The sequence below is a fragment of the Lysobacter sp. 05T417 genome, assembly GCF_056396405.1.
The window spans coordinates 296,511-322,315 of record NZ_JBFTLK010000003.1 but is presented as its reverse complement, the minus strand read 5'-3'; the positions used below and the strand labels follow the sequence as shown (position 1 = coordinate 322,315).

The following is a 25,805-nucleotide window of genomic DNA, read 5'->3' as shown; positions in this document are numbered from 1 at the left end:
CGCGCTTGCGGGATGGTTGGGGGTGGGGTTGGCGCGCGCTCGGTGATGGCTTCCCCCCCAAATGGTCCATCCACCATGCCCGAAGGTACGGTGGCCGCATGGATGCGGCGCGGTAAACTGCAGAAATTCGCAGACCCGAACCGGAGCCCCCCATGGCCGCGACGCAAGCCGGCGCCAGCAACAAGAGCAAGGTTTTTCCAGACGCCCGGACCGCACTGGCAGGCGTCGTCGCCGATGACCAGACCCTCGCCGTTGGCGGTTTCGGCCTGTGCGGCATTCCCGAAGCGCTGATCGAGGCCCTGCGCGACAGCGGGGTCAAGGGCCTGACCGCGATTTCCAACAACGCCGGCGTTGATGGCTTCGGCCTAGGCCTGCTGCTGACGACGCGGCAGATCAGGAAGATGATTTCGTCGTACGTCGGCGAGAACAAGGAGTTCGAGCGCCAGTTCCTGTCCGGCGAGCTCGAGCTGGAGTTCAACCCGCAGGGCACGCTGGCCGAGCGGCTGCGAGCCGGCGGCGCCGGCATTCCCGCGTTCTTCACCCGCACCGGCTACGGCACGATCGTGGCCGACGGCAAGGAGACGCGCGAATTCGACGGCCAGCACTACGTGATGGAAACCGCGCTCAAGGCCGACGTCTCGCTGGTCAAGGCGTGGAAGGCCGACAAGTCGGGCAACCTGGTGTTCCGCAAGACCGCGCGCAACTTCAATCCGGCGTGTGCGATGGCGGGCAAGGTCTGCATCGTCGAAGTCGAGCAACTGGTGGAAGTGGGCGAGATCGATCCTGACCAGGTGCACCTGCCGGGCATCTACGTGGATCGCATCGTCCACAACCCGACGCCCGAGAAGCGCATCGAGCAGCGCACCGTGCGCGCCGGCTGACCCACGAATACTGAGGACATAACCCCATGCCCTGGACCCGCGACCAGATGGCGCAACGCGCCGCGCAGGAACTCACCGACGGCGCATACGTCAACCTCGGCATCGGCTTGCCGACGCTGGTGGCCAACTTCATTCCCGACGGAATGGACGTCTGGCTGCAGAGCGAAAACGGCCTGCTCGGCATCGGCCCGTTCCCGACCGAAGCCGAAGTCGACGCCGACCTGATCAACGCCGGCAAGCAGACCGTGACCGCGCGTCCGGGTGCGAGCTACTTCGGCAGCCACGACTCGTTCGCGATGATCCGCGGCGGCCACATCGACCTGGCCATCCTCGGCGCGATGCAGGTCACCGACCAGGGCGACCTCGCCAACTGGATGGTGCCCGGCAAGATGGTCAAGGGCATGGGCGGGGCGATGGACCTGGTCGCCGGCGTCAAGCGCGTGGTGGTGCTGATGGAACACACCGCCAAGAGCGGCGAGCACAAGATCCTGCCGCAGTGCACGCTGCCGCTGACCGGCGTCGGCGTGGTCAACCGCATCATCACCGAGTTGGCGGTGATGGATGTGACGGCGCAGGGATTGAAGCTGGTGGAGCTTGCACCCGACGTCAGCGAGTCCGAGTTGCGCGAGAAGACCGGCGTCGCGCTGTCCTGACCCACTGAACGCCGCAACGAAAAAGGCCGCCCATCAGGCGGCCTTTTTCGTGTGCATCACAGGTTCTGGTAATTGGGCCCGGAGCCGCCTTCAGGCGTCACCCAGTCGATGATCTCGTACGGGTCCTTGATGTCGCAGGTCTTGCAGTGCACGCAGTTGGCGGCGTTGATCTGCAGGCGTTTCCCCGCGTCGTCCTGCACGATCTCGTAGACATTGGCCGGGCAGAATCGCGTGCACGGGTTGTCGTACTCCTCGACGCAGCGTGTGACGCAGATCGAGGTGTCGCGCACCTTCAGGTGCACCGGCTGGTCCTCGTCGTGCTCGGTCGCTGCGTAGTAGACGCTCTGCAGGCGGTCGCGCGGGGCGAGGTCGCGGGTGACGTAGTCGCGCTTTGGCGACTCGTGCTCGGCGACCTTGTCGAGCGTCGACCAGTCGGCCTTGACCTTCAGCGTCCACGGCGACATGCCGGCGGTGATCGTCTCCCAGGCGGAATTGAGGATGCCGAACCACAGGCCGCGCTTGAACCCCGGCTTGATGTTGCGCACCTTCTTCAGCTCGGCCATCGCCTCGGATGCGCGCAGCTTGGCGTCGAAGCCCTGCGGTGCAAGTTGCGAGGCCACCAGGTGCTCGGCGGCGAGCATGCCCGAGCGGATCGCCTGGTGGGTGCCCTTGATCTTGGGAACGTTGAGCAGGCCGGCGGTGTCGCCGATCAGCAACGCGCCCGGCATCTCGACCTTCGGCAGCGACTGCCAGCCGCCGCAGACGATCGCGCGCGCGCCGGCCGAGAGGATGCTGCCGCCTTCCAGCAGCGGCTTGACCGAGGGGTGGTTCTTCCATTGCTGGAAGGCTTCCCACGGCTTGTATTCCGGGTCCTTGTAGTCGAGCCCGCTGACATAGCCCAGGGCGATGCGGCCCTTGTCCAGGTGATACAGGAAGCTGCCACCGTAGGTCTGGCTGTCGGCCGGCCAACCGAAGCTGTGGACGATCTTGCCCGGTTCGACACGGTCTTCGGGCACCTGCCACAGTTCCTTCAGGCCGATCGAATAACTCTGCGGGTCGCAGTCGGCGTCGAGTTTGAACTGCTTGACCAGGCGCTTGGTGAGGTGGCCGCGCGCACCTTCGGCGAGCACGGTGACCTTTGCACGGATATCGATGCCGGCGGTGAAGCCGGCCTTGTGCGCCCCGTCCTTGGCCACGCCCATGTCGCCGATGCGCACGCCTGCCACGGTGCCGTCGGCATCGTGCAGCGTCTCGGCGGCGGCGAAGCCCGGGTAGATCTCGACGCCCAGGGCCTCGGCCTGCGGCGCCAGCCAGGCGCACAGCGCGCCGAGGCTGACGATGACGTTGCCGCGGTTGTGCATGCCCGGGGGGATCGGCAGCGGGGTATGGCCGGTCTTGCTCAGCAGCCAGAACTCGTCCTTGACCGCCGGCACGCAGATCGGCGGCGGGTTGTCGCGCCAGTTCGGCAGCAGGGCGTCGAGCGGGCCGGTCTCGATTACCGCGCCGGAGACGATCTGGGCGCCGATGGTCGAGGCCTTCTCGATCACGCAGACCGAGATTTCGGGATTGAGCTGCTTGAGCCGGATCGCGAAGGCCAGGCCGGATGGACCGGCGCCGACGGTGACGACGTCGTACTCCATCACGTCGCGTTCGGGTTCGGACATCTGGGTCTCCGGGGGACAAAAAGGGTGACCTGCGTCCAGATGACTAGGCACGGGACGGGCAGACGGGCAAAGTGTATCGTTAATCATCCATGCCCGGCCTGGGGAGGCCTGGCAATTCCTTGGGGGAGGAACGGAATGCGTCTATCTCGCTTGCTGCCTGCTGCGGCAGTGTGTCTGTGTGCGGTTGCGGTCATGGCCTTCGGCCTGACCACGTCCTGGAGCCTGCGCGTCGCCGCTTCCGCGGACGGCGCCGCGGCCGCCGGTTACGCCGCGACGGCGCGAACGGCAGGGATTTCCGCCAGCGCCACGGCCATACCGGTGGGCGGGCTGGGCAACTGGCAGTTCCTGGGGCCGAACAACGTCGGCGGCCCCGCCAGCTATGTGGGCTTCCGCCCCGGCAGCAACACCGTCCTGTATTCGGTGTCTCGCGCCGGTGACGTTTTCCGCTCGGATGATACCGGTGCCAGTTGGGTCTTCCTGAGCCATCTGCCGTTGCGCGATGCCAAACTGGAGCAGGTCAACGGCGACCCGAACACGCTGTATGCGTATGCCGAAAGGACGCAGGACTCGCTCCGGCAGTACCAGATCCCGCTCTTCAAATCGGCCGACGGCGGCCTGACATGGGCCGAGTTGCGCCCGACGATCCCAAGCCAGCTCGGTTGGCTGTCCCGCCTGCATTCGATCCGCACGGTGTACGGCGAGCCCGGCGTGCTCTGGGCGGGCAGTTGGTATGGCCTGCTGCGCAGCACTGACGACGGCAGCACCTGGTCGCTGGTCTTCAACATGTCGGGCGACGCGAGCGACTGCACGGACGTGTATGTCGGGATGCTCACGTCGAGAGTCTATGCCGTGTGCAGGACGCCGAAATGGAACGTGATCCGCACCACCCTCAGCGGCGCCGGCTGGACGCAGCTCACCGATCGCACCGGTGACGAGCACACCGTGCATCTGGCGGTGGCGGAGAACAACGACAGCGTGATGTACCTGGCCGCGTTTGGGCCGGTGAACAGTTCCTACCCGGGCGTCAGTTACCTCACGTCGATCTCCAAGAGTGGCGATGGGGGCAGGACGTGGCAAAGCCGATACGACCGGACGCAGGGGAGCAATCCCGTCAATGCCGCGATCCCGGGCGATTTCGAAAGCGAGTGCGACAACCCCGGGTACGGAGCGACAACGAAAGACTCGGTCGCGGTGAAGGTCGATTCGATCCATCCCAGTCGTTTGTGGATCGCCGGCTTCGAGGTCTATCGCTCCGATGACTACGGCGCCACATTCGGCATCGCGCGTACGCGGGAGTCACAGTTTAACGAACCGTTGCTGGGGGCGTTCCAAGGCTTGCCGGGCTACATGGGGTCGCGCTCGATCGCCTTTGCCGGTGGCATCGAGCAAGGCGGCGCAATCCAGACCATGTTCCTGGGCGGTCACTTCGGCCTGGAAAGCACGTCGAACGCATTCGGCGCGACCTCGACACCTGTCTGCGGCGGCAGCGTCGCACCGGGCATCGCCTGGCAGGCGCGCAACAATGGCTTCTCCGCCACACGCCTGGTGCACGGTTCGATGGCCGCCAATGGCGAGATGGTCGTTTCGGGTCCCGACCTGGACGTCGGACTGTCGGACGGCAGCGGCGCGGACGGCTGGGTGCGACCTTTGAAGGTGCGCGATTGGCTGGTGGGGCAAACCTCGATCGACCCGGTCACCGGCCTCGACCATTTCCAGGTCGGCTGGAGCGTCGGGCTGGTGGACTGGACCTGGGACGCCGTGGCCGGCAATTGGCGACTGCGGCAGACCAACTTCATCGACGGCGGCAACCCGCCCGGTTACGTGTTGCCCTACGAAGACGAAATCTTCCACACGTGGATGTACCCGCGTCGCACGCAGGACCCGGCCAATCCCGACCGCATCGTCTCCGGCTCTCGCAATGGTGTGTATGAATCGCGTAATCGCGGCCGCAACTGGGCGCTGATCAGTCCGAACATCGCCGTGGAGAGCTACGGCATCAAGCGCGACGGCACGATCATCGCGTCGACCGAGGACGGATTTCTACTGTCGCAGGTCGAGCCGAACACGCAGACGTGGGTCAAGCGCGACGTCAACGGTTGCGAACGGGGCACCGCTACGCCGTGTCCCTATGCGCCGATGGTGTCGTTCACGGCGTTCTACCAGGGCCCGGATCCGGCGGACCAGGGGCTCTATGCCACCGCCGAGGACTACGCCACGGCCAAGGTCTGGTATTCCGCGAACGGTCTCACCTGGACGCCGCTGGATCGGAACGGGCAGCCTGGCGGCATTCCGGATTACTTCGGCAGCACGGCGCTGGCGATCGACCCGGACAACCCCGCGCATCTGTACGCCGGCACGCCGCTAGGCCTGTACGTGAGCGAGGACCGCGGCCAGAACTGGGAAGAGGCGGCCACGCCGTTCCCGCAGACGCCGGTGGCGCACATGGAATTCCGCAAGGAAGCCAACGGTGCGCGCAGGCTGGTGGCCTACACCTACGGCCGCGGCGCCTGGGTTTCCGGCGTCGCGGCGTCGACGGCGTTCTCCGACGTGCCGACCTACACCTGGTCGTATGACTACGTCCGTCGCCTGTACGCCGCCGGCATCACCAACGGCTGTGCAACCGCGCCGATCAGCTACTGCCCGCAGCAGCCGGTGCTGCGCGAGCAGATGGCGGCGTTCGTGCTGCGCGCGATACACGGCGGCAGCTACCAGCCGCCGTCGGCGAGCGGTTACTTCGCCGACGTGCCGGCCGGCTACTGGGCGGCGGGCTGGATCGAGCAGCTACGCGTGGAAGGGGTGACCAACGGCTGCTCGGCAAGTCCGGCGCTGTACTGCCCGGGTGACGTGGTGCCGCGCGAGCAGATCGCAGTGTTCCTGTTGCGTGCCAAGCACGGCGCCAGCTACCAGCCGCCGGCGGCGACGGGAATGTTCGCAGACGTGCCGGTCGATTCGTGGGCGGCGGGCTGGATCGAGCAGCTGGCACGCGAAGGCATCGCCAACGGGTGCGCGCTGTCGCCGGCGCGCTACTGCCCGTCCGATCCGGTGACGCGCGAGCAGATGGCGGCATTCCTGGTGCGGACGTTCCAGTTGTAGCTCCTCAACACCCACAACGAACAAGGAAGTCGACATGCGCTTGGGAAGAATGAGCAAGTCCGCCTTCATCGTGGTAGCGGTGGCGGCAACAGCCTGCGCGTTCGTACTGCCGCGCAGCCTGCTGGAGCGGGTTGGACGGGCCGTGACCGCGGAATCGGGCATGGCCAACGCCAGCAGTTCGCCCATGGCGACCGCAGCGGAGGGAACGCCGGTCTATTCCGGGTCCGCCGACTGGCCGGCGGACGCCCGCGTGCGCCTGTCCGCATGGAAGCCTGAATACAGCGACGATCTGAGTGCGCGCACGGTGGCGGTGGTCGCATCGGGCAACCTGCTGTACGCCATGGGTGAAGTGGGGAGCATCTATGTGTCGTCGGATGACGCGGCGACCTGGACCCAGGTGGCGAGCGTCGCCCAGCAGGTCCATCAGCCCATGAGGATGGGCGACTTCGAAGTCATGCCGGCCCAAGGCGACCGGCCGGTGACCTTCTTTGCCCAGGATGGCTCGAGTTGGCCGAAGTTCTATCGCGTCCGCAACGGTGAGACCGAGGTGCTGACTGTGGTGGCCACTCGGTATCCTCCCGACGGTTCGGTTCGGCAAATAGCGATTGCCGGACAGTCGGTGCACGTGTCGACTGACGTGGGCATGTACCGCAGTGACGATGGCGGCGACACGTGGACGTTGTCAATGCAGACCAGCTATGCGTGCGCCCTGGTCAGTGCCGGCTCGACGGTCTACGCCAAATGCGTCGATGGCCTTTACCGCAGCGTCGCTGGCGGTGCATTCCAGCTGATGAGCAATCGCCCTGAGTTGCGTTGGGCGCAGGTGACGCCCTCACCGTCCAGCCCCGATGTCATCTACGCCGCATCGAGCGAGACGATCATGCGTTCCGTCGATGGCGGTTCGTCGTGGACCACCACCGTCGACTTCGCCACCGAAACCGATCCGATGAACCTGGCTTTGTTCAGCGAGTTCGAGGATGTCTGCGCGGGTAGTGGCGGTGGCGGGTCTTCCTACGGAGCGGCGTTCGCCGTCGACCCGCTCAACCCCAGCGTTGTCTGGATCGGTGGCAGGCAGTTGTTCCGTTCGGACGACGGCGCGGAGCATTTCGGGCGCGCCAGCGTGCGCGGCCTCGCCGGCGCGGATCCGGGCGTGCTGCCGGTGGAAATATCGTCGCTGGCCTTCCGCGGGAACAGCCTGCACATGGCGACGCCAGACGGGGTGTATGGCACGACCAATCGCCACGCTCCGGTCCAGGCTGGGGGAGCGTCCGCTTGCACCGCGCCCGGACAACCGCCGCAGACTGCGTGGCGCCACGAGGCCCAGGGCGCCAACGGACAGAAGTTCTATGAAGTAGCGGTGAGCGGCGATGGCAGCGTGCTGGCGACCACCGACCTGGAAGGTCTGCTCTACACCGACATGGATGATCTCCAGCACTGGTTGCCGATGCCGATCTACCTGGGCGCTCCCGGCATCTACATCGATCCTGCCGGGGGCATCGATCGCTTCTACACGCGTAGCTGCCAGGGTGGCCAGCTCTGCCGCTGGGACCTGGACTTGACCCAGGGCAAATGGTCTCCAACGCCGCTGATGAACGTGCCTTTCACCAACGTCGGTTTCGTTGCCATGGATCCCGCCGGCCAGGGGCGGGCATTCGCACTGGTCGGCTCAGCCGTGCATCGCAGCACCGACGGCTTTGCGACGTCGACGATTGCCGGCGCGGTCTCGGCGTGCGGGACCACGCTGGGCGCCGTTTCACCAGTGGATTCGAACATCATCATCGCGCCCACGGGCTGTGGCGAGGTGGTTCGTGGCAGCAACGCATTGCAGGCGGGCGATGCGCCCTGGGCGGTGCAGAAGCTCCGCAACGAATACTGGACCGTCAACGATGTCACCTTCGCTTCGGCGCAGCGCGCGTACTTCGTCGTTGCGGGATCCACATCGAAGGTATACGCCAGTGCCGATGCAGGCCTGAGCTGGCATGCGGCAGATGTACCCGGCGCCGGTGACGGTCTGCCCGATGGCGTCATCCGCGCCGTGGTGGCCGATCCCGAGGCCAGCGACGTCGTCTACGTGGGTGGCGACGCGGGCATCTTCGTCTCCTGGAACATCGATGCCGCCGGCGATGGCAGCCGCGCCTGGTTCAAGGTGCCAGCCCCGTTCACCGGTGCGCCGATCCAGAAGCTGGCCGTGCGCGTGATGCCGGACGGCAGCCGCCGTCTGTTCGCTTTCACGTACGGCGCCGGGCTGTGGAGCGCGACGATCGAGGCTACGCGTTTCGGCGACGTCGGCTTCAACGACTGGTCCTACGACTACGTCAAGCGCCTGGCCGCTGCCGGCATCACCAACGGTTGCAGTACCTTCCCGCTCAGCTACTGCCCGCAGCAGCCAGTGCTGCGCGAGCAGATGGCAGCGTTCCTGCTGCGCGCGGTTCACGGTGGTAGTTACCAGCCGCCGCCGGCCGTTGGCTACTTCGCCGACGTGCCGACCGGCTACTGGGCGGCCAGCTGGATCGAGCGGTTGCGTTACGAGGGCATCACCAACGGCTGCTCCGCCGATCCCGCGCTGTACTGCCCCGGTGACGTGGTGCCGCGCGAGCAGATCGCGGTGTTCCTGCTGCGTGCCAAGCACGGCGCCGGCTACCAGCCGCCGGCGGCGACGGGAATGTTCGCTGACGTGCCGGCCGATTCGTGGGCGGCGGGCTGGATCGAGCAGCTGGCGCGCGAGGGCATTGCCAACGGTTGCTCGGTTGAGCCGGCGATGTACTGCCCGGCCGATCCGGTGACGCGCGAACAGATGGCCGCATTCCTGGTCCGGACGTTCAACTTGTAGACACGCGTGGCGTCACGACAGTTCAACCCAAGCACAGCTCATCCGGGGATTGATGAAAACCAAGCACGCAGTAGTCCTGGCCGCCAGCGCGGCCTGTGTCATGGCGCTCGCCGCCAGCATCCATCTCCGTAACGTCTCGCGTGAAAGCATCGCGGTCGTCGCGCGGAGCGCTGGCGCTGAGAACGTCGCGGCTTCAGCTGCCGGAAACAGCGTGCTGTCAAGCGACGGGACCCTTGGCGCCAACTCGCGGGTGAAGTTCGGTGATTGGCAGTTCGCGGGCCCCACCAGCATTGGCGCCGATGCAACGTCGCTCGTGCCTGGGCCGGACAACGACCTGTATGCGTTGAGCCTGGATGGCACCATCTTCCGTTCCACCGACGCGGCGGCGAGCTGGTCGGCCGTGGTCACGGTGGCCCCGCGTGTCCAGAGCGATCTGCGGGGCACGACGCAGCTGGGCTTGATGGCGGCGAACGCGGCCAACCCGCTGACCTTCCTGGTACTGGACCCCGCTGCGCGGTCGTTGTATCGCGTCGTCGTCGGCCAGCCTGCGCAGCGCGTCGGGCTGCCCGAAATTGGCCGCATCCGGGTTTCGGGCAGCACCGCCTATGCGGCGGGTGTCGAGGGAATCTGGCGCAGCGTCGATTCCGGTGCCAGCTGGCAGAAGGTCCTGGAACCGACCGGTTCGAGTTCGGGTTGCAGCGATGTCATCGCGCAGGGCAGCAGGGTGTATGCAACCTGCGACGGCACGTTCCATCGCAGCACCAACGGCGATGCCTTCGCCGCGGTCTACGGAGGCGGGCAGTTCCACCAGGCACATCTGGCCGTCTCGCGTTCCAACCCCGACATCGTCTACGCGAGCCGGAACGCAGCCAATGGCTCGGTCTGGCTGGACCGCTCGTCCGACGCAGGCAACACGTGGTCGCAGGTGCTGGCGCCATCGGACAGCACGCGGCCGTTCGCAAGCTCGCTGCTCGACGATTTCGACGAAGACTGTGCCGGGCGAACGGGGCCCTTCCCGCCCAAAGACTATGCCTTCGAGGTCGACCCGCAGAACCCGGAAGTAGTCTGGATCGGTGCGATCCATCTCTATCGGTCCGACGACGGCGGCGCCCACTTCGGTCGCGCCAGTCTTTCCGCGGAGCAGCCGGGCAACCATGGCCTGCCGCCCGCGCTGCGCTCGATCACGTTCCCTGCCGGGTACGACGCGGCGACCAACCCGGTGATGTACGTCGCCACGGCCGCCGGCGTGCACGCCACGACCAATGCACGCGCCGCGCTGCAGGCGCCGCCACCATCGGGATGCGAGTTTGCGGCGCCGCCTGCCGTGCAGTGGTCGCAGCGAATCAACGGCTACCAGGCACAGCGCATCAATGCGGTCGATGTGGCTGGCAATGGCGAAGCAGTGGCCATGATCGGCGTGGGCGATACCGGCGGCGTGTACCTGGGCACGGTGGATAATCCTTCCGGCTGGTCGATGCTGACCCGGGAGACGCCAACGACGGTGGCCCTGGATCCAACGCTGGGCGTGGACCGCTTCTACACCGCGCCCTGCGTCCAGGGGCTGGTGGGCCGCTGGGGCTGGAACGCCTTCAGCGGCCGCTGGGAGTCTGGCCTGGCGTCGACGGGCGTGCATCCTTACACCTCGGGCATTGCCTTCCTCACCCCCGATCCGCGCAACGCAGAGCGCATCTGGAGCGCCGGCTACTACGGTGTGATGCGCAGCGACGACGCGATGACGACGTGGGCGTCGGTAGACCACACGGCGCACGGCTCGTGGCTCACCGCGGGCGCGGTTTCGCCGGCCGACTCGAACCTTGCAATCTTTGGTGATGGCTACGGTTCGCTGTTCCGCCGTACCGACGCGCTCAGTGTCGACGGCTCTTCGATCTGGCCAGCCACACGCCTGACCCCGGTCGGCTCGTGGGCAACCCGCACGATCGTCTTCGATCCGACACAGCCGCAGCGGGTATACGCAACCGGCAGCCGCGCGCCGTCGGTGTTTGCCAGCGACGACGCCGGTCTTACCTGGCGTGCGGCTGATCGTATTGGCGCCGGCGACGGCCTGCCCGACAGCGACGTGCTGACGCTGGTGCCGGACCCGGAAGTAGGCGATGTCCTGTATGCCGGCACCACGACGGGTTTGTACGTGACCTGGAACCACCGCGCCGTGGACGGCAGCGAACCGGTCTGGTTCAAGGTCGCCACGCCGTTCGACGGCGTGCCGGTGGTGAAACTGCTGGTGCGCAGGTCCAGCGGCGGCGCTCGCCGGATCCATGTCTTCACGACGGGACGGGGCATCTGGACGACGACGGCGTTCGCCGATCGCTTCAACGACGTGTCGCGCGACCAGTGGAGTTACGACTACGTCAGCCGCCTGGAGGCGGCGGGGATCACCAATGGCTGCGCAACCGCGCCCACGCGTTACTGCCCGGGTGACCCGGTGTTGCGCGAGCAGATGGCGGCGTTCCTGCTTCGCGCGATTCACGGCGGCAGCTATCAACCGCCGGGGGCGAGCGGCACGTTCGCTGACGTGCCGGACGGGCATTGGGCCGTGCGCTGGATCGAACAGCTGCGGGCAGAAGGGGTGACCAACGGCTGTGCCACCGATCCGCTGCGCTATTGCCCAGGCGATGTGGTGCCGCGCGAGCAGATCGCGGTGTTCCTGCTTCGGGCGAAGTACGGCGCGTCGTACCAGCCGCCTCCGGCGACGGGCAGGTTCGCCGACGTGCCGGTGGACTCATGGGCGGCGGGGTGGATCGAGCAGCTGGCGCGCGAGGGGATTGCGAACGGCTGTTCGCTGGAGCCCGCGAACTACTGCCCATCCGATCCGGTGACGCGCGAACAGATGGCGGCATTCCTGGTCAGGGCGTTCCAGTTGTAGGGCGTAGAGTGCGCGTGTGACCGGCACAGACACTGTCCTCATCGATTTGCCCGGCGCCAGCGTGGAGCTGGCGCCGCGCTGGCTCGCAACGCAGCAGGCGGACGCGCTGTTGGCCTGCGTGCGCGAGCAGGTGACCTGGGAGGTACACCGCATCCGGTTGTTCGGTCGCGACGTGGATTCGCCGCGCCTGAGCTGCTGGATCGGCGATCCCGGCACTGGCTACCGCTACTCGGGAACACGCTTCGAGCCGCGACCCTGGCCGCCGGCGCTGCTGCCGGTCCGCGCGCGCTTGTGCGAGGAACTGGGGGTGAGTTTCAACAGCGTGCTGGCCAACCTCTACCGCGACGGCCACGACGCCATGGGCTGGCACAGTGATGCCGAGCCCGAACTCGGGCCGTCGCCGGTGATCGCCTCGGTCAGTCTCGGCGCGCCGAGGCGGTTCGCGCTGAAGTCACGTGCGGAGCCGACGCAGCGGCTCGCGCTGGAGTTGCCCCACGGCAGCTTGCTGGTGATGTCGGGAGCGACGCAGCGCAGCTACCGTCATGCACTGCCGCGCACGGCCAAGCCGGTGGGCGCGCGCATCAATCTCACGTTCCGGGAAATCCTCGCCACGCGCCCGTGACGGCTCCCGCCCGTCAACGACGTGGTCAGGAGCGCGGTGCGGGCTGGTAGCCCTGGCCGCTGGTCAGCGTCCAGCCGGCGATGTCATGGCCGACGATCACCAGCGACTGCTCGAACGCGCGGGCGACGTCGGGCACCGAAGCGCTCGTTGCCGGTTGCGCCTGCAGGAACGTGCGCGAGGCGACGATCTTCTGGTCGCGCGTGTGCAACAGCTTGGCCGAGACCTCGATGGTCGCCGAGGGCACGGCCTGGCCGGCGTAGTCCGACTCGAAGCGGCGGATCTCCAGCAGCAGCCTGAAATCGGCGGCGATGCCGCTGCCCTGGCGGGCGACGGCGGCGATGCGGCCGGAGTCCTCGAAGGCCCGCAGCAGTGTGTCCTGCAGCATCTCCGACGGCGGGCGCGCCCATTGCGCGCCGCTGTAGACCTCGATCTCGCCCGGGGTCGGCCGCACCGCGATGCGCAGGCTGTCGATCACCCGCGCGCCGGTCGGCGGCGTCAGCGCCAGCTGCCAGTTCACCGTCGGCCATGCCGGGTCGGGCTGCACATGCGGCTCGGGCGCGTAGATGGTCGCGGTGCCCTGGGGCTTGTCGCTCAGGATCGAGCAGCCCGAAAGCAGCAGGGCCACGGCCAGCCCGAGTCCGAGCCGCCATGCGTGGGCCGGCGCTGTGTTCGCTCGCGTCGTCATTTGGGTTCGAACTCCTTGGGCGCGTCGCGGCCAAGCAGATAGCGGGTCGGGTTGCCGTCGAGGCGGTCGGAGATGCGGCGCAGGTCGCGCACCAGCGAGCGCAGTTCGGACAGGGTCGGGCCGAGTTGGGCCAGGCCGTCGTTGGCGAAGCTGTTGATGGCGTTGCGGTTGTCGGCGAGCACGCCGTTGGCGTTGTTCGCAGCCGAATCCAGGCGGGTCAGCGTGCTGTCGAGCTTGGCGATCAGGCCAGGCAGTTTGGCGACCAGTTCGCGGTCGACGCTTTCGACGGCATGGTTCGTGGTGACCAGGGTCCTGGACAACTGCTCGCTGGACTTGCGCGCGCTGGTGATCAGCGTGCTCAGGTCTTCGCGCTGGTCGGCGATCGTGCTCGTCATCGCCTCGATGTTGGCCAGGGTGTTGGAGACGCGCTTGACGTTCTCGTCGCTGAGCACCTGGTCCATGCGCGCGACCAGGCGGTTGGCGGTGTCGGCGATGTTCTGCAGGGCCGAGGCCTCGGTCTGGATCACCGGCGTTTCGCGGCGGTCGACATCGGCCAGCGCCGGGCTGCCGGGATTGCCGCCGGTGAGCTGGATGAAGGGGCTGCCGGTGATGCCCTGGATCGACAGCTTGGCGCGGGTGTCGGTCTTGATCGGTGCGCTGGCCTGCAGGCGCAGCAGCGCGATCACCCGGCGCGGATCGTCCGGCGCCAGGCGCAGGGTTTCGACGGTGCCGACCGAGATGCCGTTGTACTGCACCGGGCTGCCTTCGGTCAGGCCGGTCACCGGTTCGTTGAAGAGCACGGCGTAGTTGCGCCAGTCCTTCTCCGAGGTGTACTTGGCCGCCCACAGGGCGAACAACAGCAGCAGCAGCGTCATCACGATGGTGAAGGCGCCGATGAGGACGTAATTGGCCTTGGTTTCCATGTCAGGACCGCAGGTCGGGGTTGTGGTGCGTGACGTTCATCGGATTGCCGATCTCCTGCACACGGTGCCTGTTCTGTTGCGCGGCTCGCGCGCGTGGCCCGTGGAAATACTCCTGCACCCACGGGTGGTCCATCTGTTCGACTTCCGCCAGCGGTGCGCAGGCGATGATCCTGCGGTCGGCGATCACCGCGATCCGGTCACAGATAGCGTAAAGGGTGTCGAGGTCGTGTGTGATCAGGAACACGGTCAGGCCCAGCGCCTGCTGCAGGGTCCGGATCAGGCGGTCGAACGCGGCCGCGCCGATCGGATCGAGGCCGGCGGTGGGTTCATCGAGGAACAGCAGCGGCGGGTCCAGCGCCAGTGCGCGCGCCAGCCCGGCGCGCTTGCGCATGCCGCCCGACAGTTGCGACGGCAGCTTGTTGAGTGCATCGGCCGGCAGCCCGGCCAGCTTCACTTTCAGCAGCGCCAGTTCGTAGCGCAGCGAATCGGGCAGGTCGCTGTGGTATTCCTTCAGCGGCACCTGCACGTTCTCGCCCACGGTCAGCGACGAGAACAGCGCGCCGTCCTGGAACAGCACGCCGGTATTGCGCTCTATCGCCCGACGCACGTCCGCGTCTTCGCTGCGCGCATCCAGGCCGAGCACTTCGATCTCCCCGGCATCGGGCTTGCGCAGGGCCAGGATCGAGCGCATCAGCACCGACTTGCCGGCACCTGAGCCGCCAACGACGCCCAGGATCTCGCCAGGACGCACGTCCAGATCGAGGTTCTCGTGCACGACCTGATCGCCGAAGCGGTTGGTCAGGCCGCGAACGCGCACGATCGGCTCGTTGCTGTCGGGGGCGTGGTGGAGGGCGTCGACCATGCTCAGATGCCCATCTGCATGAACCAGATGGCGAAGAACGCGTCGAGCACGATCACCATCGAGATCGATTGCACGACGCTGGAGGTGGTGCGCTCGCCGACCGACTGCGCGGTGCCTTCGACCTGCAGGCCCTCCAGGCATCCGATCAGGCTGATCAGCAGCGCGAACACCGGCGCCTTCGACAGGCCCACCAGGAAATGCCGCAGCTCCATCGTTTCGTGCATGCGCGCCAGGTATTGCTGCGGCGGGATGCCCAGGCTGTAGGCGCCGACGGTGAGGCCGCCGATCAGGCCGAAGACCATGCCGACGAAGGTCAGCAGCGGCAGCATGACCAGCAGCGCCAGCATGCGCGGGATCACCAGCAGGTCGACCGGGTCCATGCCGAGCGTGCGGATGGCGTCGACTTCCTCGCGGCTGACCATGGCGCCGATCTGTGCGGTGAAGGCGCTGGCGGTGCGGCCGGCCAGGACGATGGCCGTCAGCAGCACCGCAAACTCGCGCAGGAACGAAATGCTGACCAGTTCGACGACGAAGATCTGCGCGCCGAAGTCGGCCAGGATGTTCGCGCCCAGGAACGCCACCACGGCGCCGACCAGGAAGCACAGCAGGGCGATCAGCGGCACCGCGTCGAGGCCGACCTGCTCCATGTGGTGGACGGTCGCGGTCGGGCGGAAGCGCGAGGGTTCCTTGAACATGCGCAGCAGTTTCAGCTGCGCCTCGCCGAAGAAGCCGATCAGCGCCCGCGCCTCGCGGTAGTTGTCGGTGACCGCAAAGCCCAGGCGGGCCAGCGCCGCGCTCACGCCGTACTCGCGCTTGCGGCGCGGGCGGTCGTCGGCGACGTCTTCGATCGCCGACACCAGCGCGCGATGGTCGTCGTGGAAACTGAAGACATCGAACTCGATGCCGTGGCGGCGGGCGAATCGCAGCAGTTGCAGCACGCCCACCGAATCCAGCCGTTCGACACCGGTGGCGTCGACCGCATCGATCGCATCGGGCGCCTGCGAAAGCGCCTCGCCGATCTGGGTGGCGTAGTCGAGCGTCCAGCGACCGCTCAAGCGCAGTCGCGACGGCGCTTGGCCATCGGCGGCGATCTGCGGCGGGTGCGCGGTCGTATCGGTCATGGAGCCTCGGGCGCGAGGATACCTGAGTCGAGGGCGGCGGTAGGCGAAGGCGGCCCGCCCCGGGGCGAATGCGCGATGGGCCGCCGCTGCGCTCCCGCATTCGCGTTGCGCATGCCATCCTTCGCGCCATGTCGAATCCTTCCCCCCTGAGCGCTGCCAGCTACGCTGCCCGGATCAATTTCGTGATCGAGCTGGCCGAACGCCTGCATGCCTACGGCACCACCGCGCAGCGGCTGGAGGGGGCGATCAGCGCGGTCGCGCAGCAGCTGCGGCTGGAGTGCGAACCGTGGTCGAACCCGACCGGGATGATCCTGACCTTCAGCGACCCGCAGCGTCCGCCGGGCGACAGCGACACCACCCGCGTGATCCGCTTGCCTCCCGGCGAGAACGACCTGTACCGCCTGGCCGAGACCGACCGCATCGCCGAGGACGTCGTCGCCGGTCGCCTGGGCCTGGCCGAGGCGCACGCGCAGATGAGCGCCCTGGACAAGCCGCCGACGTGGCGCTCGCGCGCGATGCAGGTGCTGGCCTATGGTCTGGCCGCGACCGCCATCGCCGGGGTGTTGCGACTGCCCTGGCTGGACATCGCCGTGGCCGGCACCAACGGTCTGTTGATCGGCCTGTTCGTGCAGGTGTCGGAAGCGCAGCCGCGTTTCAAGGAACCGCTCGAAGCGGTGGCGGCCATGTTCGCCGCCGGCGTGACGCTGCTGATCGCCGCCTACGTGGCGCCGTTGAACCAGAACACCGTGATCATCGCCTCGCTGATCGTGCTGCTGCCCGGCATGGCGCTGACCAATGCCGTCAACGAACTCACCAGCCAGCACCTGGTATCGGGCACCGCCCGCTTCGCCGGTGCATTGACCACCGTGCTCAAGCTGGCCATCGGCACGGTCATCGCGCTGTACCTGGCGCAGATGGTGGGCCTGGATGCGCAGGTGCGCGCCTCGCGGCCGCAGCCCGAATGGGTGGAGTGGGCGGCGCTGGCGCTGGCGGCTTTCGCGTTCGCGGTGCTGTTCCGTGCCAATCGCCGTGATTACCCGAAAGTGATGGCGGCCGCCGCGAGCGGCTATCTGATTTCGCGATTCGGCGGCCAGGCCTTCGGCAGCCCGGCCGGTATCTTCCTCGCCGCGCTGCTGCTGACCGCCGCCGGCAATGCCTACGCGCGCTGGTGGAATCGCCCCGGCGCGATCATCCGCGTCCCCGGCATCATCATGCTGGTGCCCGGCAGCGCCAGCCTGCGCGGGTTTCTCACCCTGATCCAGCAGCAGGATATCGACGCCGGCCAGGCGGCACTGCTGGCGGTGCTCAATATCCTGCTGGCGCTGGTCGCCGGGCTGCTGTTCGGCAACCTGTTGCTGCCGGCGCGGCGGAATCTGTAACAGGCCGGCAATACCCGCCGCGGTACTCCTGGCGAGGCCTCCGGCCATAACCGGCCCGGTTATGGGCCGGTCAAGACCCAAATGGCGTCCGGTTATCGGCGCAATTACCGGATCAGAAACTCGTCCAGGCGGCGCCCGGTCGCGGTAAGGGCCGCCAGCCAGCGTGGCTGCTTGCCACGGCCGGTCCAGGTTTCGGTGGGGCTGGCCGGATTGCGGTACTTGGGGGCGACCTTGCCCATCGGCTTGCGGGGCTTCTTCGGAGCGGCCTTGGCCGCGGGCCGGGCGCTGCGGGCAGGCGCGCCGCCGCCAAACAGTTCGGCGATGCTGTAACCCTCGGCCTTGGCCAGCTGGGTCAGCTTGCTGCGCACGGTGGCGATCGGCTTGCGCTTGTTCAGCGTGGTCTTGCGCTTCTTGGCCTGGTTGATCAGGACGTCGAGTTCTTTCGCCGACAGCGAGGTGATATCGATCGACATGAAACCTCCGTAATGGGCAGGAAATTGCGGGCGGGAGTTATCCGGGGGATGGCTGGGCTGACTTCCGCGGAAATGTCGGTTGAATGCCGCCGGCTAACTGCCGGTGATCGGGCGGGCCCGGAATATCGGCGAGACAGCCGAATCCGTGCAGGCAGCGCAGGATCATAATCCCGCGCCGCCCGCCGAGTAAATCAGGCGAATATCCAGGATTATCCGGCGCGGCCGTTGTGCCCGCGCCGGAGGTGCCAGATTACTTGCCGAACTTGGCGAAGACGCCGGCCCGGTCGAGATTCTCGGCCTCGCTGGCACGACGGTGGCGGTACTCGAACGTACCGGCCGCCAGGCCGCGCTCGGATACGACGATCCGGTGCGGGATGCCGATCAGTTCCATGTCGGCAAACATCGCGCCCGGGCGCAGGCCACGGTCGTCGAGCGCGGTTTCGATCCCGGCCGCGTTGAGCTCGGCGTACAGGTTCTGCGCCGCTTCGGTGACGGCGGCATCGCCCTTGGGGTTGATCATGCACACCACCGCCTGCCACGGCGCCATCGCCTCGGGCCAGATGATGCCGTTGTCGTCATTGTTCTGTTCGACCGCGGCAGCCACGATCCGCGACACGCCGATGCCGTAGCAGCCCATGGCCGGCGTGGCCGCCTTGCCGTTGGCGTCGAGCACGGTCAGCTTCATCGCTTCGGCGTACTTGCGGCCGAGCTGGAAGACATGGCCGACCTCGATGCCGCGCGCCAGGCCGATCGTGCCCTGGCCGTCCGGGGCGATGTCGCCCTCGACCACGTTGCGGATGTCGGCAACTGTCTCCGGTTCGGGCAGGTCGCGGCCCCAGTTGACGCCGGCCAGGTGATAGCCGGCCTCGTTGGCGCCCACCACGAAGTCCGCCATCGCCGCGACGCTGCGGTCGGCGATCACGCGGATGGCCTGGCGCGGAGCGACCGGACCGAGGAATCCCGGTTCGCTGCCCAGGTGATGGACGATCTCCGCTTCGGTGGCCAGACGGTACTCGGCCAGGCCCGGCAGCTTCGACAGCTTGATCTCGTTGACGACGTGGTCGCCGCGGACCAGCGCCAGTACGAACCGGGCATTGCCCTCGCCATCGGAGCCGATGATCGCCACCGACTTGACCGTGCGCTGCAGAGGGATGCCCATCAGCGCGGCGACGTCCTCGCAGGTCTTCTGCGTCGGCGTGTCCACCTTGCGCATGGCTTCGCCAGCGACGGCGCGCGGCCCCGGCGATGCGGCTTCGGCCAGCTCGACGTTGGCGGCGTAATCCGAGCCACTGTGGAAGGCGAGCGCGTCCTCGCCCGAATCGGCGAGCACGTGGAACTCGTGCGAGACGGCGCCGCCGATGGCGCCCGAATCGGCCGAGACCGCGCGGAACTTCAGGCCCAGGCGGGTGAAGATGCGGCCGTAGGTGTCGTACATGTTCTTGTACTCGACCCCCAGGTCCTCGTCGCTGAGGTGGAAGGAGTAGGCGTCCTTCATCAGGAACTCGCGCGCGCGCATCACGCCGAAGCGCGGGCGGATCTCGTCGCGGAACTTGGTCTGGATCTGGTAGAAGTTGACCGGCAGCTGCTTGTAGCTCGACAGCTCCTGGCGCGCGAAGTCGGTGATGACTTCCTCATGCGTGGGGCCGTAGCAGTACCAGGCTTCCTTGCGGTCCTGGATCTTCAGCAGCTGGCCGCCGAACTTCTCCCAGCGACCGGTTTCTTCCCACAGCTCCCTGGGCTGCACCGACGGCATCAGCACTTCGATCGCGCCGGCGGCGTTCATTTCCTCGCGCACGGCACGCTCGACCTTGCGCAGCACGCGCAGCCCCAGCGGCGACCAGGTGTACAGGCCGGCGGCAAGCTTGCGGATCATGCCGGCCTTCAGCATCAGCTTGTGGCTGACGATCTCGGCCTCGGCGGGCGTTTCCTTGCTGGTGTGGAGGTGGAACTGCGACAGGCGCATTGGCTCGGCTTCAGACGTAGGGAAGCGGCCATTTTGCCATGCGCCGGCCAGCCTGGTCGGCGAGACGGTCGGAATGCGGCCCCGTCGAAAGCCGGTCAGCCGCCGCTGGCCACCGCGCCGCCCTCGCAATAGGTCTTGATCTGCGCGTGCGCCAGGTCGGTGCGATTGGCGCGTTCGCTGTCGCTGAGGTTGCGGTCGGGCTTGCCGTCCTTGTCCTCGTCGATGCCGACCGGGTTGGTCCCCTCGAGCACCGCCAGGTTGCTGCGCGCGTTGCTGCAGTTGGCGTTCACCACCGGCTTGGCGGCCGTGGGTGCGGCCGGCTTGCTGGTGTCTTCGTGCTGGCCGCGGTTCTTGTATTCCTGGCCCGCCGGCGGGGCATCGGTGTAGTGGGTGACGCCCTGGGCGTCTTTCCACTGGTAGACCTTGGCCGCCGAAGCGGGCAGGGCGACGACCAGGCACAGGCCGGCAAGAAGGCCGGGCAGCAGACGGAAGGGCTGGCGGGGCATGGTGGCTCCAGGCGGTTGGGAGCGGGAGAAGGTCCGATTGCATCACCGCGCCGGGGCGCAGGCAAGCGCTACACTTCCAAATATGGACGAATTGCAACAAACCCCGCGACCGCGCGGTCGCGGCATCTACCTGCTGCCGAACCTTTTTACCACCGGCGGCCTGTTCGCAGGCTTCTACGCGATCATCGCCGCGACCCAGGGCCGTTTCGACGACGCCTGCATCGCGGTGTTCGTCGCTGGCATCCTCGACGGCCTCGACGGCCGGGTGGCGCGCCTGACCAACACCCAGAGCGAGTTCGGGGTGCAGTACGACTCGCTGGCCGATCTGGTCAGCTTCGGCCTGGCCCCGGCGCTGGTGATGTACCACTGGGCGCTGGCGGCGACCCGGCTCGACGGGCCCATTCCCGGCAAGATCGGCTGGGTTGCGGCGTTTCTGTATGCCGCGTGCGCGGCGCTGCGGCTGGCGCGCTTCAATTCCCAGGTCGGCCAGGTCGACAAGCGCTGGTTCATCGGCCTGGCCAGCCCGGCGGCGGCGGGGCTGGTCGCCAGCTTCGTCTGGACCTGCGACGACATGGGTTTCAGCGGCGAGCAATTGCGTTACGCCGCGCTCGCGGTGACCGTGGTCGCCGGCTTGCTGATGGTCAGCCGGATGCGTTATTTCAGCTTCAAGGGCGGCGGCCCCAAGCATGACCGGGTGCCGTTCCTGGCGATCATCGTGGTGCTGGCCGTGCTGGTGGCCATTGCCATCGATCCGCCGCGGGTGCTGCTGGTGATCGGCGCCCTGTATGCGCTGTCCGGCCCGGGCTACGTCGCTTTCCGCCGGATGCGGCGCCCGGCCGCGGTCGAGGCCGGCACATGAGCGCGCTATGGACGTCGCAGCAGCGCGAGTGGCTGCAGGCCATGGGTCACCAGGTGTGGGCACTTGGCGGCGCGCAGTCGATCGAGGCCGCAGTAGAGGCCGCACCCGAGGTGGCCAGCCGCCCCGGGAACGGTCCCGACAGGGCCCGGCGCGAAGCGGCGGCACTGCTCCGCGGTGAGGCCGCCGCGCCTCAGGCCCGACCGGCGAGAGGCGAGGCCGCGCCGCAGGCGCGACCGGCTCCGCGCCCGGCAGCGGGCGGCGACCGGCTGCTGGCTGCCGTATTGCGTGCGGCTGGGCGGCAAAGTGGCGATGCCGACGTCGCCGCGCTGGTTCCCGATCCGGCGGCCCTGCGCGGCAACGCCGCGGCCAAGCGCGCGCTTTGGCCGAACCTGCGCGCCCTGCGGCGACGGGGTGGTGTGGCGTGAGCGCGCTGGCCGTCGATACCGGCCAGGCGTCGCCCGCCGGCGCATTGCGGCCCATGCGTGAGGACGATCTCGACGCCGTGCACGCGGTCGAGATACGCGCCTACGAATTTCCGTGGACGATCGGCATCTTCCGCGACTGCCTGCGCGCCGATTACCCGGCCTGGCTACTGCAGCAGGGCGGCCAGATCGTCGGTTATTTCCTGATGAGCATCGCGGCTGGCGAGGCGCACGTGCTCAACATCTGCATCGATCCAGCCGCACAAGGGCGCGGCCATGGCCGCCATCTGCTGCGGGCGATGATGCATGTCGCCCGGGGCCGCGGCGCCGAGCGCGTGTTCCTGGAAGTGCGGCCGTCCAACGCCGGCGCCATCGCGCTGTACCACTCCGAAGGCTTCAACGAGATCGGCCGGCGCCCGCGCTACTATCCGGCGCGCGATGGTCGCGAGGATGCGCTGGTCATGGCGATCGAGCTGTTGCCGCCGCAGATGTAGGGACCGCAGCTGCGTCGGCACTGCGGAAGGGGGTAGGAGTCGGGGACAAGGAGCAAGCATGCGTCTGCAGTCGCGCTCGTCGTTGTTGGTCATCACGCTGATGGCGGTGTTGCCGTCCGTGCTGCCTTCTGTATCCGCGAATGCGGGGGAAGTCGCACCGGTCGTACCGGTGGTCTGGGAATCGCCCGGATGCGACTACGACAAGCTCGGTTCGGTCGAGATCACACTGGGCCAGCGCGTCAGTGAAACCACCATGGATCCCAACGTGCCCACGGTCGATTACGGTCGCGCCATGGCCAGGCTCGCCGAAGCTGCCCAGGCCAGGGGCGCCAACGCGGTGGTCCTGCGTCAGCACCAGGGTGTCTACTTCACCCTCAAGGGCAAGCGCAGTCGCGAGCCTGTGTACGTGAAGCTCAGCGGCGGCGCGATCCGGCTCACGCCGGAAGCCATGGCGAAATGCCCGCTCATGCCGGTATCGGTCGCTGATCTGCGAGAGCGCTCGCGCAGCGAGAAAGCGGTCAACGCGACATCGCGCGAAGCATTCGAGGGCGGCTGAGTTACCGCCCCCGAGACCGCAATCAGCCCAGCTTGGCCCGCTGCGACGCCAGTGCCTCGCGCTGCAGGTTCCAGTCGGCCAGTCGCTTGCGCTCCTGTTCGACCACGGCCGGCGGTGCGTTGGCAACGAAGGTTTCGCTGGCCAGCTTGTTGTGGCACTTGCCGATTTCGCCGTCGACGCGCTTGATCTCCTTGTCCAGGCGCGTGCGCTCGGCATCGAGGTCCACCAGGCCTTCCAGCGGTACCAGCAGCTTGAGCTCGCCAACCAGCGCAGTCGCGGCGGCGGGCGCGGCGTTGGCATCGTCGAGGATGGTGATCGCGTCCAGCTTGTTCAGGAAACGCAGCTGCGAGTCGAAGCGCGCGACGCGGTTGCGATCAGCGTCGGTGCAACCGGCAATCAGCAACGGAATCGTCTTCGACGGCGCCACGTTGAGTTCGCTGCGGATCTTGCGCAGCGCGCTGACCATGGCCATCAGCCACTCGACGTCGGCTTCGGCGCCGGCGTTGTCCTGCCCGCCGAAATCGGCGGCCTGCGGGTACGGGCGAACCATGATGGTGGTGTCGGCCAGGCCGAGCTTCGGGCCGATCTGCTGCCACAGCTCCTCGCTCACGAACGGCACCAGCGGGTGCAGCAGACAGAGCAGTCGCTCGAGCACGAACAGCAGGGTGTGACGGGTGCTGTCGGCCGCGGCGGCGTCATCCCCCTGCAGCGCCGGCTTGGACAGCTCGACGAACCAGTCACAGAACTCGTTCCAGGCAAACTCGTACAGCGCCTGCGCGAGCAGGTCGAAGCGGTAGCTGGCGAAGTGGGTCTCGGCCTCGGCGGACACCTTGGCCAGGCGCGAGAGGATCCAGCGCTCCGGGTCGGTCTTCGGCTGCGGCACGCCGGTGAAGCTGGCGCCCTCGGTGTTCATCAGCACGAAGCGCGTGGCGTTCCACAGCTTGTTGCAGAAGTTCTTGTAGCCCTCGGCGCGACCGAGGTCGAACTTGATGTCGCGGCCATGGGTGGCGAGCGCGGCGATGGTGAAGCGCAGCGCGTCGGCGCCGAACGCCGGGATGCCGTCCGGGAATTCCTTGCGCGTGGCCTTCTCGATCTTCTCCGCCATCTTCGGCTGCATCAGGCCGTCGGTGCGCTTGGCCAGCAGGTCTTCCAGCGAGATGCCGTCGATCAGGTCGAGCGGATCGAGGACGTTGCCCTTCGACTTGGACATCTTCTGGCCATGGGAATCGCGGATCAGGCCGGTGATGTAGACGTCCTTGAACGGCACGCGACCGGTGAAATGGTCGGTCGCCATGATCATGCGCGCGACCCAGAAGAAGATGATGTCGAAGCCGGTGACCAGCACGCTCGACGGCACGTAGCGGTCGAAGCCGCGTTCGGCCATCGCCTGCTCGTCCGGCCAGCCCATCGTGCTGAACGGCCACAGTTGCGAGGAGAACCATGTTTCCAGCACGTCGCTGTCCTGCGACAGGGTGACGGTGTGGTCGAGAGAGTGGCGTTCGCGAACCTCGTCCTCGTTGCGGCCGACGAAGATGTTGCCTTCGTCGTCGTACCACGCCGGGATGCGGTGGCCCCACCACAACTGGCGGCTGATGCACCAGTCCTGGATGTTCTCCATCCAGTGGCGATAGGTGTTGATCCAGTTGCCGGGGACGAGCTTGACGTCTCCGGGCTTTCCATCAATACCCCCGACGAGTTCGAGACCGCGCGCGGCCAGGCCGTCCATCTTCACGAACCACTGGTCGGTCAGGTACGGCTCGATCACCTGGCCGGTGCGATCGCCGCGCGGCACCTGCAGTTTGTGCGGCTTGGTCTCGACCAGGCGGCCGGCGGCCTCCAGGTCGGCGAGCACGACCTTGCGTGCTTCGTAGCGGTCGAGGCCGCGGTACTCCTCGGGTGCGTTATCGTTGATCGCAGCGACGCGGGTGAAGATGTTGATCAGCGCCAGGCCATGACGCTGGCCGACGGCATAGTCGTTGAAGTCATGCGCGGGCGTGACCTTGACCACGCCGGTGCCGAACTCGCGGTCGACGTAGTCGTCGGCGATGATCGGGATCTCGCGATCGCTCAGCGGCAACCTGACCGTCTTGCCGATCAGGTGGGTGTAGCGCTCGTCGAGCGGATGCACCATCACCGCGACGTCGCCGAGCATCGTTTCCGGGCGCGTGGTCGCAACCACCAGTTCGCCGCTGCCGTCGCTCAGCGGGTAGCTGATCGACCACAGGAAGCCGTCTTCCTCTTCGTTGACGACTTCAAGGTCGGAGATCGCCGTCTTCAGCACCGGATCCCAGTTGACCAGGCGCTGGCCACGGTAGATCAGGCCATCATCGAACAGGCGCACGAACGCCTCGATCACCGCCTGCGCGGCCATCGGGTCCATCGTGAAGACGCTGCGCGACCAGTCGCCGGACGTGCCCAGGCGGCGCATCTGCCGCTCGATGGTGTCGCCCGATTGCTGCTTCCACTCCCACACTTTCTCGATGAAGCCGTCACGGCCGAGATCGTCGCGGGTCAGGCCGTCACGGCCGAGGTTGCGCGCCACCACCATCTCGGTGGCGATGCCGGCGTGGTCGGTGCCCATCTGCCACAGCGTGTCGTAGCCACGCATGCGGTGGTAGCGGATCAGCGCGTCCTGCAGCGTGTGCTGGAAGGCGTGGCCCATGTGCAGCGTGCCGGTGACGTTCGGCGGCGGCAGCAGGATGGTATAGGGCTCGCCCTTGCCGCTGGGCTTGAATACACCGCTGCGCTCCCACGCTTCGTACAGGCGGGTTTCGAACTGCTTGGGGTCGTAGCTGGAGGCGAGGGTGTCGGTCATGTGCTTTTATTGCTTCTTCTCTTGCCGTCATTCCCGCGAAGGCGGGAACCCAGCGTCGTTGGGTTTACCGTCGTGCGCGTTCGTTGCGTGGAGCATCGAAGTCGCTGGGTCCCCGCCTGCGCG

General features: G+C 67.4%; 19 protein-coding genes and 1 pseudogene. 11 read left to right on the top strand and 9 right to left on the bottom strand.

Annotation, left to right across the window (positions count from 1 at the left end):
• Positions 1 to 152: 152 nt before the first annotated feature.
• Entirely contained in the window at positions 153 to 881 is a 729-nt protein-coding gene (locus AC1DER_RS07420; RefSeq protein WP_477247062.1) for a CoA transferase subunit A, read from the top strand.
• A gap of 26 nt (positions 882 to 907) precedes the next feature.
• Positions 908 to 1,534, top strand: coding sequence for a CoA transferase subunit B (locus AC1DER_RS07415; RefSeq protein ID WP_477247064.1), 627 nt, complete (start codon positions 908 to 910; stop codon positions 1,532 to 1,534).
• Positions 1,535 to 1,590: 56 nt separating this feature from the next.
• Here the strand turns inward: AC1DER_RS07415 and AC1DER_RS07410 are convergent, their stop codons facing one another.
• Complete coding sequence (locus AC1DER_RS07410) at positions 1,591 to 3,198, bottom strand: electron transfer flavoprotein-ubiquinone oxidoreductase (RefSeq protein ID WP_477247066.1); 1,608 nt, start codon at positions 3,196 to 3,198, stop codon at positions 1,591 to 1,593.
• Positions 3,199 to 3,390: 192 nt separating this feature from the next.
• Between AC1DER_RS07410 and AC1DER_RS07405 the strand changes: the two genes are divergently transcribed.
• The 4 genes from AC1DER_RS07405 (at position 3,391) to AC1DER_RS07390 (ending at position 12,624) form a co-directional block, all read left to right on the top strand.
• Positions 3,391 to 6,291, top strand: coding sequence for an S-layer homology domain-containing protein (locus tag AC1DER_RS07405; protein ID WP_477247068.1), 2,901 nt, complete (start codon positions 3,391 to 3,393; stop codon positions 6,289 to 6,291).
• A gap of 49 nt (positions 6,292 to 6,340) precedes the next feature.
• Positions 6,341 to 9,121: a hypothetical protein gene (locus AC1DER_RS07400; RefSeq protein WP_477247070.1), complete on the top strand. Its 2,781-nt coding sequence runs from the start codon at positions 6,341 to 6,343 to the stop codon at positions 9,119 to 9,121.
• A gap of 100 nt (positions 9,122 to 9,221) precedes the next feature.
• Entirely contained in the window at positions 9,222 to 12,002 is a 2,781-nt protein-coding gene (locus AC1DER_RS07395; protein ID WP_477247072.1) for an S-layer homology domain-containing protein, read from the top strand.
• A gap of 16 nt (positions 12,003 to 12,018) precedes the next feature.
• Entirely contained in the window at positions 12,019 to 12,624 is a 606-nt protein-coding gene (locus AC1DER_RS07390) for an alpha-ketoglutarate-dependent dioxygenase AlkB family protein (RefSeq protein ID WP_477247074.1), read from the top strand.
• Between the two features lie 25 nt (positions 12,625 to 12,649).
• Here the strand turns inward: AC1DER_RS07390 and AC1DER_RS07385 are convergent, their stop codons facing one another.
• The 4 genes from AC1DER_RS07385 to AC1DER_RS07370 are packed head-to-tail and all read right to left on the bottom strand — an operon-like array spanning position 12,650 to position 16,215.
• Complete coding sequence (locus AC1DER_RS07385; protein ID WP_477247076.1) at positions 12,650 to 13,309, bottom strand: ABC-type transport auxiliary lipoprotein family protein; 660 nt, start codon at positions 13,307 to 13,309, stop codon at positions 12,650 to 12,652.
• Complete coding sequence (locus AC1DER_RS07380; RefSeq protein WP_477247078.1) at positions 13,306 to 14,232, bottom strand: MlaD family protein; 927 nt, start codon at positions 14,230 to 14,232, stop codon at positions 13,306 to 13,308. Before AC1DER_RS07380 ends, AC1DER_RS07385 begins: the two co-directional genes overlap by 4 nt.
• Position 14,233: 1 nt before the next feature.
• Positions 14,234 to 15,094, bottom strand: coding sequence for an ABC transporter ATP-binding protein (locus AC1DER_RS07375; RefSeq protein WP_477247080.1), 861 nt, complete (start codon positions 15,092 to 15,094; stop codon positions 14,234 to 14,236).
• A 2-nt stretch (positions 15,095 to 15,096) separates the two neighbouring features.
• Positions 15,097 to 16,215: an ABC transporter permease gene (locus tag AC1DER_RS07370; RefSeq protein ID WP_441816812.1), complete on the bottom strand. Its 1,119-nt coding sequence runs from the start codon at positions 16,213 to 16,215 to the stop codon at positions 15,097 to 15,099.
• A 128-nt stretch (positions 16,216 to 16,343) separates the two neighbouring features.
• Here AC1DER_RS07370 and AC1DER_RS07365 point away from each other — a divergent pair, with 128 nt between their 5' ends.
• Positions 16,344 to 17,594, top strand: a complete 1,251-nt coding sequence (locus tag AC1DER_RS07365) for a threonine/serine exporter family protein (RefSeq protein WP_477247082.1) — start codon at positions 16,344 to 16,346, stop codon at positions 17,592 to 17,594.
• A 110-nt stretch (positions 17,595 to 17,704) separates the two neighbouring features.
• Here AC1DER_RS07365 and AC1DER_RS07360 read toward each other — a convergent pair.
• The 3 genes and pseudogenes from AC1DER_RS07360 to AC1DER_RS07350 form a co-directional block, all read right to left on the bottom strand.
• A pseudogene (locus AC1DER_RS07360) lies at positions 17,705 to 18,067 on the bottom strand (H-NS histone family protein); the annotation flags it as partial.
• A 250-nt stretch (positions 18,068 to 18,317) separates the two neighbouring features.
• Positions 18,318 to 20,030, bottom strand: a complete 1,713-nt coding sequence (locus tag AC1DER_RS07355; RefSeq protein ID WP_477247084.1) for a proline--tRNA ligase — start codon at positions 20,028 to 20,030, stop codon at positions 18,318 to 18,320.
• Between the two features lie 95 nt (positions 20,031 to 20,125).
• Positions 20,126 to 20,536: a DUF4124 domain-containing protein gene (locus tag AC1DER_RS07350; RefSeq protein WP_477247086.1), complete on the bottom strand. Its 411-nt coding sequence runs from the start codon at positions 20,534 to 20,536 to the stop codon at positions 20,126 to 20,128.
• An 82-nt stretch (positions 20,537 to 20,618) separates the two neighbouring features.
• Here AC1DER_RS07350 and pssA point away from each other — a divergent pair, with 82 nt between their 5' ends.
• From pssA to AC1DER_RS07330, 4 genes are read left to right on the top strand one after another with little or no spacing between them, the layout of a single operon-like run.
• Entirely contained in the window at positions 20,619 to 21,395 is a 777-nt protein-coding gene (gene pssA, locus AC1DER_RS07345; RefSeq protein ID WP_441816807.1) for a CDP-diacylglycerol--serine O-phosphatidyltransferase, read from the top strand.
• Complete coding sequence (locus tag AC1DER_RS07340; protein WP_477357805.1) at positions 21,392 to 21,820, top strand: alanine acetyltransferase; 429 nt, start codon at positions 21,392 to 21,394, stop codon at positions 21,818 to 21,820. Before pssA ends, AC1DER_RS07340 begins: the two co-directional genes overlap by 4 nt.
• A 53-nt stretch (positions 21,821 to 21,873) precedes the next feature.
• On the top strand, positions 21,874 to 22,311 hold the full coding sequence (gene rimI / locus AC1DER_RS07335) for a ribosomal protein S18-alanine N-acetyltransferase (protein ID WP_477246261.1): 438 nt from the start codon (positions 21,874 to 21,876) through the stop codon (positions 22,309 to 22,311).
• 58 nt (positions 22,312 to 22,369) lie between these two features.
• Positions 22,370 to 22,867, top strand: a complete 498-nt coding sequence (locus AC1DER_RS07330) for a hypothetical protein (protein ID WP_477246246.1) — start codon at positions 22,370 to 22,372, stop codon at positions 22,865 to 22,867.
• 22 nt (positions 22,868 to 22,889) lie between these two features.
• Here AC1DER_RS07330 and AC1DER_RS07325 read toward each other — a convergent pair whose 3' ends face one another.
• Positions 22,890 to 25,682 (bottom strand): valine--tRNA ligase, encoded by a 2,793-nt coding sequence (locus AC1DER_RS07325; protein ID WP_477246244.1) that lies wholly within the window; start codon positions 25,680 to 25,682, stop codon positions 22,890 to 22,892.
• Positions 25,683 to 25,805 lie beyond the last annotated feature (123 nt).

Coding starts and splice junctions, on each gene's coding strand:
- AC1DER_RS07365 (WP_477247082.1), top strand. CDS start 16,344: ATGTCGAATCCTTCCCCCCTGAGCGCTGCCAGCTACGCTGCCCGGATC.
- rimI (WP_477246261.1), top strand. CDS start 21,874: ATGCGTGAGGACGATCTCGACGCCGTGCACGCGGTCGAGATACGCGCC.
- AC1DER_RS07325 (WP_477246244.1), bottom strand. CDS start 25,682: ATGACCGACACCCTCGCCTCCAGCTACGACCCCAAGCAGTTCGAAACC.
- AC1DER_RS07405 (WP_477247068.1), top strand. CDS start 3,391: ATGGCCTTCGGCCTGACCACGTCCTGGAGCCTGCGCGTCGCCGCTTCC.
- AC1DER_RS07370 (WP_441816812.1), bottom strand. CDS start 16,215: ATGACCGATACGACCGCGCACCCGCCGCAGATCGCCGCCGATGGCCAA.
- AC1DER_RS07400 (WP_477247070.1), top strand. CDS start 6,341: ATGAGCAAGTCCGCCTTCATCGTGGTAGCGGTGGCGGCAACAGCCTGC.
- AC1DER_RS07380 (WP_477247078.1), bottom strand. CDS start 14,232: ATGGAAACCAAGGCCAATTACGTCCTCATCGGCGCCTTCACCATCGTG.
- AC1DER_RS07420 (WP_477247062.1), top strand. CDS start 153: ATGGCCGCGACGCAAGCCGGCGCCAGCAACAAGAGCAAGGTTTTTCCA.
- AC1DER_RS07350 (WP_477247086.1), bottom strand. CDS start 20,536: ATGCCCCGCCAGCCCTTCCGTCTGCTGCCCGGCCTTCTTGCCGGCCTG.
- pssA (WP_441816807.1), top strand. CDS start 20,619: ATGGACGAATTGCAACAAACCCCGCGACCGCGCGGTCGCGGCATCTAC.
- AC1DER_RS07395 (WP_477247072.1), top strand. CDS start 9,222: ATGGCGCTCGCCGCCAGCATCCATCTCCGTAACGTCTCGCGTGAAAGC.
- AC1DER_RS07415 (WP_477247064.1), top strand. CDS start 908: ATGCCCTGGACCCGCGACCAGATGGCGCAACGCGCCGCGCAGGAACTC.
- AC1DER_RS07375 (WP_477247080.1), bottom strand. CDS start 15,094: ATGGTCGACGCCCTCCACCACGCCCCCGACAGCAACGAGCCGATCGTG.
- AC1DER_RS07340 (WP_477357805.1), top strand. CDS start 21,392: ATGAGCGCGCTATGGACGTCGCAGCAGCGCGAGTGGCTGCAGGCCATG.
- AC1DER_RS07330 (WP_477246246.1), top strand. CDS start 22,370: ATGCGTCTGCAGTCGCGCTCGTCGTTGTTGGTCATCACGCTGATGGCG.
- AC1DER_RS07385 (WP_477247076.1), bottom strand. CDS start 13,309: ATGACGACGCGAGCGAACACAGCGCCGGCCCACGCATGGCGGCTCGGA.
- AC1DER_RS07355 (WP_477247084.1), bottom strand. CDS start 20,030: ATGCGCCTGTCGCAGTTCCACCTCCACACCAGCAAGGAAACGCCCGCC.
- AC1DER_RS07410 (WP_477247066.1), bottom strand. CDS start 3,198: ATGTCCGAACCCGAACGCGACGTGATGGAGTACGACGTCGTCACCGTC.